This window comes from Pantoea sp. 18059 (assembly GCF_902706165.1).
GTDB lineage: Bacteria > Pseudomonadota > Gammaproteobacteria > Enterobacterales > Enterobacteriaceae > Pantoea > Pantoea agglomerans.
On sequence record NZ_CACSJS010000004.1, the window covers coordinates 37,579 to 52,944 of the forward strand.

A 15,366-nucleotide genomic window follows, 5' to 3' on the forward strand; every position below is an offset into this window, starting at 1 on the left:
ACAGAAAGTGAAATTGTGCCGGTGCGCCACACCGGCTTTGTCGTTATCAGGCGCGTGATTTTCGGCCGTAAACCAGCCAGGTCACCGCGATGCAGCAGAGATAAAAGACCAGGAAGATTTTCATCGCGCCGGCGGGTGAACCGGTCATGGCGAGCGACAGGCCAAAAGTCTGCGGAATAAAGAAACCGCCCAGCGCGCCAATGGCGGAGATAAAGCCGAGCGCAGCAGAGGTTTCTGTTGCCGCTTCGCGCTGTGCCAGCGCATCGTCGCCGCCCTCAGCTTTGATACGTTCCAGCGTCAGCTTACGGAAGATCACCGCAATCATCTGGTAGGTGGAGCCGCTGCCCAGCCCGGACGTCAGGAACAGGCCCATAAACACGGCGAAGAAGGCCACGAACGAGCCATCATGTCCTGCACCCGGCAGGGTAAGGAACAGCAGCGCAGCAAACAGCGCCATCAGCACGTAGTTGACAAGCGTGACGCGGGTACCGCCGAAGCGGTCAGAAATGATGCCGCCTGCTGAACGGGCCAGCGCGCCAATAAAGGGGCCGAAAAAGGCGTAATGCATGATCACGACATCAGGAAATTGCGTCTTCGTCAGCATGGCAAAACCGGCAGAGAAACCGATAAATGAGCCAAAGGTGGCCAGATAGAGCAGCGCCATAACCCACAGGTGGGGACGTTTCAGCACCGGCAACTGCTCACGCAGCGAGGATTTCGCCGCCGCCAGGTCGTTCATGCCGAACCAGGCCGCCAGCGTGCCGATCGCCAGGAACGGCACCCAGATCCAGGCGGCATTCTCCAGCCAGATGCTGTCGCCGGTGACGGTGGTCTGACCCACATCGGCAAAACCAAAAATGGCACAGGAGATCGCCAGCGGGGCGACAAACTGCATTACGCTGACGCCAAGATTACCGAGGCCGCCGTTGATACCCAGCGCGCCGCCCTGACGGGCTTTGGGAAAGAAGAAGCTGATATTGCCCATGCTCGACGCGAAGTTAGCGCCACCAAAACCGCACAGCAGGGAAATCACCATAAAAGTGGTGAATGAGGTCTGGCTGTCCTGTACGGCAAAGCCGAGCCAAAGGCAGGGAATGATCAGGATGCCGGTGCTGAAGGCGGTCCAGCGACGTCCTCCAAAGATGGGAATAACAAAAGAGTAAGGCACACGCAGCAACGCGCCAGAAACCGACGGCAGTGCGGTCAGTAAAAAGAGCTGCTCAGTGCTGAAGGTAAAGCCAACTTTATTCAGGTTAACCGCAACGGTGCTGAACAGCATCCAGACGCAGAAGCCCAGCAGCAGACAGAAGACAGAAATCCACAGGTTACGGCTGGCGATACGTTTACCACGCGCCTGCCAGAACGCGTCGTTTTCCGGTTGCCAGTCCTGAATTAACGCGCCGCGCGTCGGGGTTTGCAAAGAGGTGGATTGGGTCATAAATCTCTCATCAGCAGAATAATAATTGTGCGTATCCTGCGCATCCGGCGTGGTGTCGGGCTTGATACAAATCAACGGCAATGCAGGTTACAGAGGCACGCCGCCCTCTCTTCACCCCGGTTAAGTAGTTGACTGAATTCAGATAAACCTTATAAATCATAGGGTTTAAACACGGCCGCCCATGCCTTCTGTAAAAGGGTGTCCGACTGGAAATAAAGGAGTAGTCCATTGGGGGTATATAGCGACCCCGCTTCACCGGTAAGATAGGCTCTCCGCCCGCTCAGGGCTGGCGTATGTGACAGGAACAGGAGCCATTGTGACGGCAGAGAAATTTACGCTTTTATTGATCGACGACCATCCCATGCTACGCAATGGCCTGAAGCAGCTGATTGCGCTGGATGAAAGACTGCAGGTGGTTGCCGAAGCGGGTAATGGCATTGATGGCCTGGCGCTGGCACAGCAGCATGATCCCGACCTGATCCTGCTTGATCTTAATATGCCAGGTCTGAACGGACTGGATACCCTGACCCAGCTGCGTGAGATAGCCCTTTCTGGCCGGGTGGTGGTGTTCAGCGTTTCAGATAATGAAGAGGATGTGGTCAGCGCGCTGAAGCGCGGCGCTGATGGTTATCTGCTGAAAGATATGGAACCGGAAGCCTTACTGAAAGCGCTGCATCAGGCTGCTGCCGGTCAGATCGTGCTGAGCGAGGCGTTAACCCCGATTCTGGTCGCCCGGTTGCGTGAAGCGCAGCCTGCTCAGACGCGCGACATCAATCAGCTGACCCGGCGCGAACGCGATATTCTGCAACTGATCAGCGACGGGATGACCAATAAAGCGATTGCCCGCAAGCTGGCCATCAGTGAAAGCACGGTTAAGGTTCACGTTAAATATCTGCTGAAGAAGATGAACCTTAAATCCCGACTTGAAGCCGCCGTCTGGGCGCTGCAGAACGGGCTGCACTGACCTTTCCCCCTTCCCGATGCGGCGCAGTGCCCTCCTGCCGGCCATAAACTGCCGCAGAAATCGCGAGCCGCCTCGCAGCCCCGCATCAGCGTCATGAGAACAGGCACTTTTTTGTCGCCAGCCGCCGCCACATTTGCCAGGATGCCTGTCAGGTTACACCCGGTCAGGATCGCGGCTGTGCATCACGCTGGCATATGCCCTGCCCTATTCGTTATCATCTGATTATCCTGCGCGCCTGGAATCCCTTTCGGTTTCATGGGCGTTGACCGCCAGAAATTTACCGCATTAAAAATGAGCTAAAACCTTATGCAAGAGCCAACCGAAAAGGACTTTCCTTCCCACACGCCGATGATGCAGCAGTACCTGCGTCTCAAGGCGGAGCATCCTGACATTCTGCTGTTTTACCGTATGGGTGACTTCTACGAGCTGTTTTATGACGACGCAAAACGTGCCTCGCAGCTGCTGGAGATTTCACTCACCAAGCGCGGTGCGTCAGCGGGCGAACCGATCCCGATGGCGGGTGTGCCCTATCATGCGGTTGAAGGTTACCTGGCTAAACTGGTGCAGCTGGGCGAATCCGTTGCCATCTGCGAGCAGATAGGCGATCCGGCGCTGAGCAAAGGCCCGGTCGAACGCAAAGTGGTGCGCATCGTTACCCCAGGCACCATCAGTGATGAGGCGCTGTTGCAGGAGCGGCACGACAATCTGCTGGCGGCGATCGTGCAAAGCCCGCGTGGTTTTGGCTACGCCACGCTGGATATCAGCTCAGGCCGTTTTCGCCTCAGCGAACCTGCCGATGCTGAAACCATGGCGGCAGAGTTGCAGCGTACCAATCCGGCGGAGCTGCTCTACCCCGAAGATTTTCAGGCGATGTCGCTAATCGATCAGCGACGCGGCCTGCGACGCCGTCCGCTGTGGGAGTTTGAGATCGATACCGCGCGCCAGCAGCTGAACCTGCAGTTCGGCACCCGCGATCTCAATGGCTTCGGCGTGGAGAATGCGCACCTCGGACTGAGCGCGGCGGGCTGCCTGCTGCAGTATGTTAAAGATACCCAGCGCACCACGCTGCCCCACATCCGCTCGCTGAGCATGGAGCGGCAGCAGGACAGCATCATCATGGATGCGGCCACCCGCCGTAATCTGGAGATCACACAGAACCTGGCAGGCGGCACTGACAACACCTTAGCGGCGGTGCTGGATAAAACGGTCACCCCGATGGGTAGCCGGATGCTGAAACGCTGGCTGCATATGCCGCTGCGCGATGCGCGCATCATTAACCAGCGTCAGGAGTCGATTGCTGAGCTGCAAAATCTCAGCGACGTGCTGCAACCGGTGCTGCGTCAGGTCGGCGATCTGGAGCGAATCCTGGCTCGCCTGGCCCTGCGCACCGCACGTCCGCGCGATCTGGCTCGCATGCGTCATGCGTTTCAGCAACTGCCGGAACTTAACCAGCTGCTGGCCGATGTTGAGGCGCCCCAGTTGCAGAAGCTGCGCACGCAGATGGGCGAGTTCACTGCGTTACGTGAGCTGCTGGAACAGGCGGTGATTGAGTCACCGCCTGTGCTGATCCGCGATGGCGGAGTGATTGCGCCCGGCTACAACGCGGAGCTGGATGAGTGGCGTGCACTGGCAGATGGCGCAACCGACTATCTTGACCGGCTGGAGATCCGCGAACGCGAGAAGCTGGGACTGGATACCCTGAAGGTCGGCTTTAACGGCGTGCATGGTTATTACATCCAGGTAAGCCGCGGACAGAGCCATCAGGTACCGATGCACTATGTCCGTCGTCAGACCCTGAAAAATGCTGAACGCTATATCATTCCGGAGCTGAAAGAGTACGAAGACAAAGTACTCACCTCAAAGGGTAAAGCGCTGTCGCTGGAAAAAAGCCTGTATGAGGCGCTGTTCGATCAGTTGCTGCCGCATCTTGAAGCGCTGCAGCTGAGTGCCGCCGCGCTGGCAGAGCTGGATGTGTTAAGCAACCTGGCAGAACGTGCCTGGTCCCTGAACTATTGCCGCCCGGTATTGCAGGATAAAGCCGGGATTAAAATCAGCGGCGGACGCCATCCGGTGGTGGAACAGGTTCTGAAAGAGCCGTTTATTGCCAACCCACTGTCACTGGCACCCCAGCGCAGAATGCTGATTATTACCGGCCCCAACATGGGCGGTAAAAGTACCTATATGCGCCAGGCGGCGCTGATTGCGCTGATGGCATGGATTGGCAGTTTTGTTCCTGCCGATGAGACGCTGATCGGCCCGCTGGATCGCATCTTTACCCGTGTCGGTGCCGCTGACGATCTCGCCTCCGGGCGCTCGACCTTTATGGTTGAGATGACCGAAACCGCTAACATCCTGCACAACGCCACCGAAAATAGCCTGGTGCTGATGGATGAGATTGGACGCGGAACATCCACCTACGACGGTTTATCGCTCGCCTGGGCCTGCGCCGAAAACCTGGCGAACCGTATCAAGGCGATGACGCTGTTTGCCACCCATTATTTCGAGCTGACAACCCTGCCGGAAAAAATGGAAGGCGTGGTCAACGTCCATCTGGATGCCGTTGAGCATGGCGACACGATCGCCTTTATGCACAGCGTCCAGGAGGGTGCGGCAAGTAAGAGCTATGGTCTGGCGGTGGCGGCGCTGGCCGGCGTACCCAAAGAGGTAATTAAGCGGGCACGCAATAAGCTGAAGGAACTTGAGACCGTTTCAAACCACTCCGCGTCATCGACGGTCGATGGCTCTCAGCTGCCGCTGCTGGTTGAAGAGACCTCGCCTGCCATGGAGGCGCTTGAGGCGCTGGATCCGGATACGCTGACACCGCGTCAGGCACTCGACTGGATTTATCGTCTTAAATCGCTGGTCTGATATTACATCCCGTACATCGCACCGCGTTAATGCGCGGTGCGATGCTTGCTTGCCCGCAAATCACTTTTCTGCAGACATAAAAAAAGCGATGGTTTTCACCATCGCTTTTCGCATTCAAACTCAGATTTACTGTTAACAATTATTCACGAAACAGTGCTTCAATGCTGAGGCCCTGCGCCTGCAGGATTTCACGCAGACGGCGTAAACCTTCAACCTGAATCTGGCGTACACGCTCGCGGGTTAAGCCGATTTCACGACCCACATCCTCAAGTGTTGCCGCTTCATAGCCCAACAGGCCGAAACGACGTGCCAGCACTTCACGCTGCTTGGCGTTCAGTTCGAACAGCCATTTAACGATGCTTTGTTTCATATCATCGTCCTGCGTGGTGTCTTCCGGGCCGTTGTCTTTCTCATCGGCCAGAATATCCAGCAGCGCTTTTTCAGAATCACCGCCTAATGGCGTATCAACCGAGGTAATGCGTTCGTTGAGACGTAACATGCGGCTTACGTCATCAACCGGTTTATCAAGCTGCTCTGCGATCTCTTCCGCACTCGGCTCATGGTCGAGCTTGTGGGAAAGTTCACGCGCAGTACGCAGATAAACATTCAGTTCTTTCACAATGTGAATCGGCAGACGGATGGTACGGGTTTGATTCATGATCGCCCGTTCAATAGTCTGACGAATCCACCAGGTGGCGTACGTTGAGAAACGGAACCCGCGCTCCGGGTCAAATTTCTCTACGGCGCGAATCAGGCCGAGGTTACCTTCTTCAATCAGGTCCAGCAGAGCTAAACCACGATTGCTGTAACGACGAGCGATTTTCACCACCAGGCGTAAGTTACTTTCGATCATACGGCGACGGGAAGGGATATCACCCCGCAATGCACGGCGAGCGAAAAAGACTTCTTCCTCTGCCGTTAACAACGGAGAATAGCCAATCTCCCCGAGATAGAGCTGCGTCGCATCTAACACACGTTGCGTCGCACCCTGTGATAGCAACTCTTCTTCCGCTACGTCGCTATCACTGGCTTCATTTTCAACGAGTGCCTTCTCGTCAAAAATTTCAGCTCCGTTCTCATCGAATTCCGCGTTCTCATGTAACTCGTTTACTTTCAGCGTATTCTGGCTCATAAGCGGCTCCTACCCGTGATTCCAGGGCAGAACATAAACCTGTTTTGTTCTGCCGGATTATCGCTGCGGTAAATAACGCAACGGGTTTACGGATTTCCCCTTGTAACGAATTTCAAAGTGTAATCTGACTGAACTGGTTCCGGTGCTACCCATGGTAGCGATCTTTTGCCCCGCCTTAACTTCCTGTTGTTCCCGGACCAGCATTGTATCGTTGTGGGCGTAGGCGCTCAGGTAATCATCGTTGTGTTTAATGATGATTAAATTACCGTAACCCCGGAGTGCGTTACCTGCGTAAACCACTCGTCCTGAAGCAGTGGCGACCACAGATTGTCCGCGCGTCCCGGCGATATCGATACCTTTATTGCCACCTTCGGCGGCAGAGAAGTTATCGATGATCTTCCCGTCAGTCGGCCAGCGCCAGCTTCCGACCGGCGTTGAACTGTTGGTTGTACTGCTAACCGTTGGGGGTGCGGTAACGACTGGAGCTGTTGTCGTTGCAACATTTGCTCCATTCGAAGGCAACATTTTGCTGCCACCCGAATTACCTGAATCATCAGAATACGTAATAACAGGTTGCTGTGCAACAGCAGGCGATTTAATTTGTGGCGCCGCCGGAACGCCGCCCTGCGTTGCATCAGCAACGGTAATGGGATTGCCGCCGGTAATCGGCTGACCCGACCCATTGCCAATCTGCAGAGTCTGGCCGACATTCAGGCCATATGGCGCAGGAACATTGTTGCGCTGGGCTAAATCACGGAAATCGTTGCCGGTAATCCAGGCGATGTAAAACAATGTGTCGCCACGCTTAACGGTATAAGTTTCACCGGAGTAGCTACCCTTAGGAATGTTCTGATAACTGCGATTGTAAACAATCCGGCCATTCTGCGTCTCAACATTGCTGTTGGTACTAATCATTCCACCACTAGCGGGGGCAGATGCTGAATTTTTGCTTAACATTTGTCCCTGGGCTGGCGTGGCAGGAACGCCGCCTGAACTCGTGTCTGCTCCAGACTGGTTAGTGTTCATGCCACCATTGTCGCCAACGCGACTGATGGGTGCCTGTGAGTTGTCGCTGGAGCTACAGCCTGCCAGCCAAAAACCTACCAGTGAAAGCGCCGCCAGACGGCGTAACTGAAAAAGTGTGCTTCCCGTGCTCATTAATCCCCCGTGATGGCAACTCTGATCTATCTGTTTCACTGTATCTGCCAGCAGGATACTCTGCGCGGCGCGATAAAATCTGCGTTTTCGATGAATAAACTGGATAGTAACAACATCAGGTACGTGGTGCTATGAAACAGTTGTGAAGAAATACGAAGAGGGTCAGGCCAGATCGCCCTGCACCAGCGGGACAAAACGCACTGGTTCGATGGTCTCTTCCATCACCTCTTCGCCCTGACGACGCAGGCGCTTCAGTACCTGCTGATCTTCGCCAACCGGCAGCACCATGATGCCGCCTTCTGCCAGTTGTGCTATCAGCGCAATCGGAATTTCAGGCGGTGCAGCCGTGACGATGATGGCATCGAAGGGGCCACGTGAAGGCCAGCCCTGCCAGCCATCACCATGACGGGTTGAGACATTATGCAGATCCAGCTGTTTCAGACGGCGCTTGGCCTGCCACTGCAGCCCTTTGATGCGTTCCACTGAATAAACATGGTCCACCAGATGGGCAAGAATCGCCGTCTGATAACCTGAACCCGTACCAATCTCCAGCACACGCGAATGCGGATTAAGTCCGAGCAGCGCGGTCATCCGCGCGACCATGTAGGGCTGTGATATCGTCTGACCGGAGCCGATGGGCAAGGCAACATTGTCCCAGGCTTTATGCTCGAACGCTTCGTCGATAAAACGTTCGCGCGGCACCTCGCTGATGGCTTTCAGCAGGTTTTCATCATCGATGCCCTGCTGACGCAGTTGTGACAGCAACGTCTCAATACGCCGATTCACCATGCCAGGTTCACCTCAGCTTTAGCCAGCCAGTCACTGAGCACGTTCTGCGCGCTGTGCGCCGTTAAATCGACATGCAGTGCCGTGACAGAGACGTAGCCCTGATCCACGGCGGCGAAGTCCGTATCCGGGCCCGCATCCAGTTTTTCGCCTGGCGGACCAATCCAGTAGAGTGTATTGCCACGCGGATCCTGCTGCGCAATCACCTGATCCGCCGGATGGCGACTGCCACAGCGCGTCACGCGGATGCCTTTGAGTTCTGACAACGGCAGATCGGGAACGTTGATGTTGAGAATGCGGCCGGTGCGCAGCGGTTCATGCGTCAGCGCCCTGAGGAGCGCGCAGGTCACGGCCGCCGCGGTGGCGTAGTGCTGATGGCCATTGAGCGAAACCGCGATAGCCGGCAAGCCAAGATGTCGCCCTTCCATCGCTGCCGCCACCGTGCCGGAGTAGATCACATCATCGCCCAGATTGGGGCCGGCATTGATGCCCGACACCACAATGTCGGGACGCGGCTGCATCAGCGCATTCACCCCCAGATAGACGCAGTCGGTCGGCGTCCCCATCTGGACGGCGATATCGCCGTTTTCATGGGTGAAGGTGCGCAGAGGCGTTTCCAGCGTTAATGAGTTCGAGGCACCGCTTCGGTTACGATCGGGGGCAACAACCTGCACGTCAGCAATCTGCCGCAGGGCTTTCGCCAGAGTCTGAATGCCTGGCGCATGAATGCCGTCATCGTTACTGAGCAATATCCGCATTTCGTTCTGACCTTTTTTTATTCGACTGGTCGCCGTGACGGAACCTGTTTTAACGGCATGGCAACAGGTGAGGAATAGACGGCGATTTTTGCATTCTAGCGAGGCGCGCAAGGAAGTGGTAGGCGTAAATCACACGACGGTGGGGGTTTGCCGCAACATTACCCACACTGCGGGTCAGGTTGCGGCGAAGATTACTCATCAATCTGATCGGGCGAGTCCGCGTGGGTCAGCAGCTCCCGGACCACGCTGGTAGCGAAGCTGCCCGCTGGCAGCCAGAATGCCAGTTCCAGCGTAACATCATCCCACCAGCTCCACTGCATATCGCGCGGCACCATCAACATGGCACGGCGTGCAGCATCGACCTTTTCACGTTCAATCAGTCCCAGCAGCAGCGTCTCATCAGCCAGCGCCTGCTGTTCAAAGGCCAGCGCGTCAGCCTGCGGGCCAGGCTCGCCCCGTCCCGGCAGCGGCGCGGTGATGCGCAGCTCATGCTGCTCAACCCGACGCTGTGACTCTGCCAGTTCATCAGGCTGCGCGACAAACCAGCTGCCTCGTCCGGTCAGCTGCAACGCGTCGCCGTTGAGCACCTGAGTCAGCCTACCCTGCTGTTGCAGACGCGCACTGGTCACCTGATTAAACAGCGCACTGCGCGCGGCAGAGAGCATCAGGCTGCGCTTGTTGCGGTCGCGAATAATGATCTCATTGCGCGCCCACTTTTCTGCCATCACGAGGTTATTGCCGCCGCGGCCAAAGCGCTGTTCACCAAAATAGTTCGGCACGCCCGCATCGCGAATCTGCGCCAGACGCATTTCAACCGCATCACGGTCACTGATCTGGCGGATGATCAGCCGGAACGCGTTCCCCGCCAGTGCGCCGATGCGCAGCTTACGTTTGTGGCGCACCGCCTGCAGAATCTCGACCCCTTCCAGCTCAAAACCGCGCAGATCGGGCATCGCATTACCCGGCAGGCGAAAACAGAGAGTCTGTTCCGTCACCGCATGGCGATCTTTCATTCCGGCATAACTCATGTCGCGCTGATGAATACCGAGATACTTCGCCAGTGCCTCAGCCACAAAGCGGGTATTGGCCCCCACTTTACGTATGCGCACCAGCAGGTGCTCACCTTCACCATCCGCGCCATAACCGAGATCCTCAACCACCACGAAATCTTCCGGATTGGCTTTGATCACGCCGGAGGCCACGGGTGTGCCGTGCAGGTAATTCAGCATCATTGGCTGTCAGCTTTCAGGACTAACGCCACCGCTTCACAGGCGATGCCTTCGCCGCGCCCGGTAAAGCCCAGCTTTTCGGTGGTGGTCGCTTTGACGTTGACCGCATCCATATGGCAGCCCAGATCTTCTGCAATATTGATCCGCATCTGTGGCACGTGCGGCAGCATTTTCGGTGCCTGAGCAATAATCGTGACGTCGACATTACCGATGCGATAGCCTTTGGCTTCGATACGGCGCCAGGCCTCACGCAGCAGGCCGCGGCTGTCCGCCCCTTTAAAGGCCGGATCGGTGTCAGGAAACAGCTTGCCGATATCGCCCATCGCCACTGCGCCCAGCAGCGCGTCAGTCAGCGCATGCAGTGCCACATCGCCATCCGAATGGGCGATAAAACCCTGCTCAAACGGGATCCGCACACCGCCAATCACTAACGGACCCTCTCCGCCAAAGGCGTGAACGTCAAAACCGTGACCGATACGCATCATGCGCTCTCCTTTAATTGAATCTGACTCAAATAAAAAGCCGCCAGCGCCAGATCTTCTGGCCGGGTGACTTTGATGTTATCACTGCGTCCGCTGACTAACAGCGGGTGGTAGCCGCAATACTCCAGCGCCGAGGCTTCATCGGTGATGGTCGCGCCTTCTGCCAGCGCCCGCGTCAGGCAGGCGGTGAGCAGCGCATGAGGGAAAAATTGCGGCGTTAAGGCGTGCCAGAGATCGTCGCGCTCTACGGTATGGGCCACCGCGGCTTTGCCCGGCTCGCCCCGTTTCATGGTGTCACGCACTGGCGCGGCCAGAATCCCGCCAACGTGGCTCTGTTCACGCACGTTGAGCAGTTGCTGGAGATCGTCGGGATGCAGACAGGGACGCGCGGCATCATGGACCAGCACCCAGGCGGAACCCTGTGCGGCCTGCAATCCGGCCAGCACCGATTCGGCGCGGGTCTCTCCGCCTGTCACCCTGAGCACGCGCGGATCGCGTGCCAGCGGCAGTGAAGCGAAGTGCTGGTCATCAGGACTGAGGGCGACAATCACCTGTTTGATAGCGGGATGGGAAAACAGACGCGCAATGCTGTGTTCCAGAAGGGTGTGCTGACCAATCGTCAGATACTGCTTCGGACAGGTTGCCTGCATGCGGCTGCCGATCCCGGCAGCGGGCACCACGGCAATCACATCCGCAAGGGAGGCCAGAGTGTTCATGTTTTATCGTTGTTGGTTAAGCGCTGCTTGTTGCGCGTTGCGTTTGTTCTGGTCAGGCACCAGACGATAGAAAGTCTCACCGGGCTTAATCATGCCCAGTTCATTGCGTGCACGCTCCTCGATCGCTTCCGAGCCGCCATTGAGATCGTCAATTTCGGCAAACAGCTGATCGTTTCGCGATTTCAGTTTGGCATTGTTTGCCTGTTGCACCGCGACATCATCATTGACGCGCGTATAGTCATGGATGCCATTTTTCCCCAGCCACAATGAATATTGCAGCCAGCCAAGCAGCACCAATAACAGTAACGTCAGTTTTCCCATCCCGCCCCCTAAAAACGGCCCAATCATCCCATAACTTTGCACAGGACTCCACACCAGCGGAAAAAATGCCGCGCTTTGCTGCGCGTCTGCGCAAAATATGAATCAGTACCGATTCAGACGGGAAAAGATTTGTAACCTGCCGATGCGTTTGCACATCAGCGCGGGCGCACTGACGGCTTACCAGCCGGAGAGAAAAGAGAACATTAACCAGAAGAGCGTGACCACCATGATCACCGTGGCGAGCGCGGCCCACAGCCACTGTCCACTCAGCAGCGTATTCAGCGCGATACCCGTAACCACCGCAACCGGCAGCAGCGCCAGAAAAAATGGCCAGGTATAAAGAAAGAAGAACAGCGTGTTAGAGCCGAACAGCAGGAAAGGGATCGCCAGCGCGCACCAGTAAGCGAGAAAGCCGATAACGCCGCCCGGCAGCAATGAGCGCGGCTCATCCGGGGAGGAGTCATCTTTTCGAGCGAGCATTGGGGTAATGTTCTGCATAGGCATCCTGTTGGCGCGAGGGCGGCAAATCAGAAACGATTTGCCGCTGTCTCTTCAGGATTTGATGATATCGCGGTCACGCAGCAGGTCTAACAATTGGGCGGCGAGTTTTGTAACCAATTGTTCGCCATCCAGCTGGATTTCCGGGCTATCGGGCGCCTCATAGACGCTGTCGATGCCGGTGAAATTACGCAGTTCACCGGCGCGCGCTTTGCGATACAACCCTTTCGGATCACGCGCTTCACACACGGCTAACGGCGTATCGACAAATACCTCGATAAACTGTCCCGGCTCCAGCAGATCGCGCACCATCTGACGCTCGGCGCGATGCGGCGAAATAAAGGCAGTGAGCACCACGAGTCCGGCATCCACCATCAGTTTCGCCACCTCACCGACGCGACGGATATTCTCTTTACGGTCATCATCGCTGAAACCGAGGTCACGGCAGAGGCCGTGACGCACATTGTCACCATCCAGCAGATAGGTGCTGACGCCGATGCGGTGCAGCGCCTGCTCCAGCGCACCGGCAACGGTGGATTTCCCCGAGCCCGAAAGGCCGGTGAACCACAGCACCACGCCCTGATGGCCATGCTGCTGTTCGCGTGAGGCGCGTGTCACCGGATGATCATGCCACACCACGTTATCGTCGTGCTGAGCCATTACTGACCGCCCAGCAGGTCGCGCGCATTCCAGTGTGGGAAGTGGCGGCGCACCAGCGCATTCAGTTCCAGCTCAAACGCGCTGAACTCACCGGTATTAACCGGGGCATCATGGTTTGGCTGATGGATCATGCCGGCACCCACGGTGACGTTGCTCAGGCGATCGATAAAGATCATGCCGCCGGTTACCGGGTTCTGCTGATAGCTGTCGAGCACCATCGGTTCATCAAAAGTGATCTCAATGCGACCGATACCGTTCAGCGGCAGCGTATCGACCTGACGCGTCTCCAGCGAGTTGATCTCGACCTGATGCAGCACCTTCTCTACCCGGCCACGGGTTTTCTTACCGGCGATTTTCAGGTCATAGCTCTGACCGGCCTGCAGCGGCTGTTCTGCCATCCAGACCACGTCAACGCTGGCAGACTGAACCGCTGCCAGCTCTTCACTGGCATCCACCAGCAGATCGCCACGGCTGATATCAATCTCATCCTGCAGCACCAGGGTAATCGCTTCGCCTGCACCCGCTTCCTGCAGATCGCCATCGAAGGTCACAATGCGGGCAATGGTCGACTCCACGCCAGAAGGCAGCACTTTAACGCGCTGGCCTACCTGCACGCTGCCCGACGCCAGGGTGCCGGCATAGCCACGAAAATCGAGGTTCGGACGGTTGACATACTGCACCGGGAAACGCATCGGCTGATGATCGACGACGCGCTTCAGCTCCACGGTCTCCAGCACATCCAGCAGCGTCGGGCCGCTATACCACGGCATGGTCTGACTGGCAGAGGCGACGTTATCCCCTTCCAGCGCCGACATCGGCACAAAGCGGATATCGAGGTCTTCCGGCAGCTGCGCAGCAAAGTCGAGGTAATCCTGTTTTATCTGTTCGAAGCGCTCCTGGTTGTACTCCACCAGATCCATCTTATTGATCGCCACCACCAGGTGTTTGATCCCCAGCAGCGTCGAGATAAAGCTGTGGCGGCGGGTCTGATCCAGTACGCCTTTACGCGCATCGATCAGCAGGATCGCCAGATCGCAGGTTGACGCGCCGGTCGCCATGTTACGGGTGTACTGCTCATGTCCCGGCGTGTCGGCGATAATAAATTTACGCTTTTCGGTCGAGAAGTAGCGGTAGGCCACATCAATGGTAATGCCCTGCTCACGCTCAGCCTGCAGACCATCCACCAGCAGCGCCAGATCGAGCTTCTCGCCCTGGGTGCCGTGACGTTTGCTGTCGTTGTGCAGCGACGAGAGCTGATCTTCATAGATCTGACGGGTGTCGTGTAGCAGACGTCCAATCAGGGTACTTTTTCCGTCGTCAACGCTGCCGCAGGTCAGAAAACGCAGCAGGCTCTTGTGTTGTTGCGTGGTCAGCCAGGCTTCAACGCCGCCCTGGTCGGCAATCTGTTGTGCAATTACGGTATTCATCTGGCGTCTCCTTAGAAATAACCCTGACGTTTTTTCAGTTCCATCGAACCGGACTGATCGCGATCGATCATGCGGCCCTGACGCTCGCTGGTGGTGGAAACCAGCATCTCTTCGATGATCTCCGGCAGCGTCTGCGCCTCAGACTCTACCGCGCCGGTCAGAGGCCAGCAGCCGAGCGTACGGAAACGGACCATCCGTTCGGTGATCTCTTCACCCGGCTGCAGGTTGATGCGATCGTCATCGATCATCATCAGCATGCCATCACGCTCCAGCACCGGACGCGGTGCGGCGAGATAGAGCGGCACGATCTCGATGTTTTCCAGGAAGATGTACTGCCAGATATCCAGTTCGGTCCAGTTCGACAGCGGGAAGACGCGGATGCTTTCACCCTTGTTGATCTGACCGTTGTAGTTGTGCCACAGCTCAGGGCGCTGGTTTTTCGGATCCCAGCGATGGAAGCGGTCACGGAATGAGTAGATACGCTCTTTGGCGCGTGACTTCTCTTCATCACGACGTGCGCCGCCAAAGGCTGCATCAAAACCATATTTGTTCAGCGCCTGCTTCAGCCCTTCGGTTTTCATGATGTCAGTGTGTTTGGCACTGCCGTGAACAAAGGGGTTGATGCCCATCGCCACGCCTTCCGGGTTGCGGTGAACCAGCAACTCTGCGCCCATCGCTTTCACGGTGCGGTCGCGAAATTCGTACATTTCACGGAATTTCCAGCCGGTATCCACATGCAGCAACGGGAAGGGCAGTGTGCCTGGGTAGAAGGCTTTACGCGCCAGATGGAGCATGACCGAGGAGTCTTTGCCGATGGAGTACATCATCACCGGATTGCTGAACTCCGCCGCCACTTCGCGAATGATGTGGATACTCTCCGCCTCCAGCTGACGCAGATGAGTGAGTCGTTTTTGGTCCATGATTTTCCC

At 56.9% G+C, this 15,366-nt stretch carries 15 protein-coding genes; 2 read left to right on the plus strand and 13 right to left on the minus strand.

Translation table 11 applies throughout. The features are described 5' to 3' along the window. Positions 1-46: 46 nt before the first annotated feature. Positions 47-1,438 carry a NarK family nitrate/nitrite MFS transporter gene (locus GVJ63_RS12185; RefSeq protein ID WP_010672126.1) on the minus strand — a complete coding sequence of 464 codons (1,392 nt, stop codon included), beginning with the start codon at positions 1,436-1,438 and terminating at the stop codon, positions 47-49. A gap of 316 nt (positions 1,439-1,754) precedes the next feature. On the opposite strand from GVJ63_RS12185, the gene narL reads away from it, so the two are divergent. Together narL and mutS are read left to right on the plus strand one after the other, a co-directional pair. After that, positions 1,755-2,402: a two-component system response regulator NarL gene (gene narL, locus GVJ63_RS12190; protein WP_010248531.1), complete on the plus strand. Its 648-nt coding sequence runs from the start codon at positions 1,755-1,757 to the stop codon at positions 2,400-2,402. 306 nt (positions 2,403-2,708) lie between these two features. Continuing rightward, on the plus strand, positions 2,709-5,270 hold the full coding sequence (gene mutS, locus GVJ63_RS12195) for a DNA mismatch repair protein MutS (RefSeq protein WP_010248533.1): 2,562 nt from the start codon (positions 2,709-2,711) through the stop codon (positions 5,268-5,270). A 139-nt stretch (positions 5,271-5,409) separates the two neighbouring features. Here mutS and rpoS read toward each other — a convergent pair whose 3' ends face one another. The 12 genes from rpoS to cysD form a co-directional block, all read right to left on the minus strand. Further along, positions 5,410-6,402 (minus strand): RNA polymerase sigma factor RpoS, encoded by a 993-nt coding sequence (rpoS, locus tag GVJ63_RS22245; RefSeq protein WP_003849090.1) that lies wholly within the window; start codon positions 6,400-6,402, stop codon positions 5,410-5,412. Positions 6,403-6,459: 57 nt separating this feature from the next. Then, positions 6,460-7,560: a murein hydrolase activator NlpD gene (gene nlpD, locus GVJ63_RS22250; protein WP_033772486.1), complete on the minus strand. Its 1,101-nt coding sequence runs from the start codon at positions 7,558-7,560 to the stop codon at positions 6,460-6,462. A gap of 162 nt (positions 7,561-7,722) precedes the next feature. Then, the gene (locus GVJ63_RS12205) at positions 7,723-8,349 is read right to left on the minus strand and encodes a protein-L-isoaspartate(D-aspartate) O-methyltransferase (protein WP_010248537.1); all 627 of its coding nucleotides are present in this window, start codon (positions 8,347-8,349) and stop codon (positions 7,723-7,725) included. Next, positions 8,343-9,104: a 5'/3'-nucleotidase SurE gene (surE, locus tag GVJ63_RS12210; RefSeq protein ID WP_003849099.1), complete on the minus strand. Its 762-nt coding sequence runs from the start codon at positions 9,102-9,104 to the stop codon at positions 8,343-8,345. Before surE ends, GVJ63_RS12205 begins: the two co-directional genes overlap by 7 nt. A 191-nt stretch (positions 9,105-9,295) precedes the next feature. Continuing rightward, positions 9,296-10,336: a tRNA pseudouridine(13) synthase TruD gene (gene truD / locus GVJ63_RS12215; protein WP_124890294.1), complete on the minus strand. Its 1,041-nt coding sequence runs from the start codon at positions 10,334-10,336 to the stop codon at positions 9,296-9,298. Next, the gene (ispF, locus tag GVJ63_RS12220; RefSeq protein WP_010248541.1) at positions 10,333-10,815 is read right to left on the minus strand and encodes a 2-C-methyl-D-erythritol 2,4-cyclodiphosphate synthase; all 483 of its coding nucleotides are present in this window, start codon (positions 10,813-10,815) and stop codon (positions 10,333-10,335) included. The genes truD and ispF overlap by 4 nt, the downstream gene beginning before the upstream one ends. Continuing rightward, positions 10,815-11,531 carry a 2-C-methyl-D-erythritol 4-phosphate cytidylyltransferase gene (gene ispD, locus GVJ63_RS12225; protein ID WP_010248543.1) on the minus strand — a complete coding sequence of 239 codons (717 nt, stop codon included), beginning with the start codon at positions 11,529-11,531 and terminating at the stop codon, positions 10,815-10,817. The genes ispF and ispD overlap by 1 nt, the downstream gene beginning before the upstream one ends. Before the next feature lie 3 nt (positions 11,532-11,534). Then, positions 11,535-11,852, minus strand: coding sequence for a cell division protein FtsB (gene ftsB, locus GVJ63_RS12230; RefSeq protein ID WP_010248545.1), 318 nt, complete (start codon positions 11,850-11,852; stop codon positions 11,535-11,537). A gap of 177 nt (positions 11,853-12,029) precedes the next feature. Beyond that, a complete protein-coding gene (locus tag GVJ63_RS12235; RefSeq protein ID WP_010248547.1) occupies positions 12,030-12,350 on the minus strand; it encodes a DUF3561 family protein in 321 nt (106 codons plus the stop codon). A gap of 54 nt (positions 12,351-12,404) precedes the next feature. After that, on the minus strand, positions 12,405-13,010 hold the full coding sequence (gene cysC / locus GVJ63_RS12240) for an adenylyl-sulfate kinase (RefSeq protein WP_010672130.1): 606 nt from the start codon (positions 13,008-13,010) through the stop codon (positions 12,405-12,407). Continuing rightward, positions 13,010-14,437: a sulfate adenylyltransferase subunit CysN gene (cysN, locus tag GVJ63_RS12245; RefSeq protein WP_010248552.1), complete on the minus strand. Its 1,428-nt coding sequence runs from the start codon at positions 14,435-14,437 to the stop codon at positions 13,010-13,012. Before cysN ends, cysC begins: the two co-directional genes overlap by 1 nt. 11 nt (positions 14,438-14,448) lie before the next feature. Beyond that, complete coding sequence (gene cysD, locus GVJ63_RS12250) at positions 14,449-15,357, minus strand: sulfate adenylyltransferase subunit CysD (RefSeq protein WP_010248554.1); 909 nt, start codon at positions 15,355-15,357, stop codon at positions 14,449-14,451. Between the last annotated feature and the right edge of the window lie 9 nt (positions 15,358-15,366).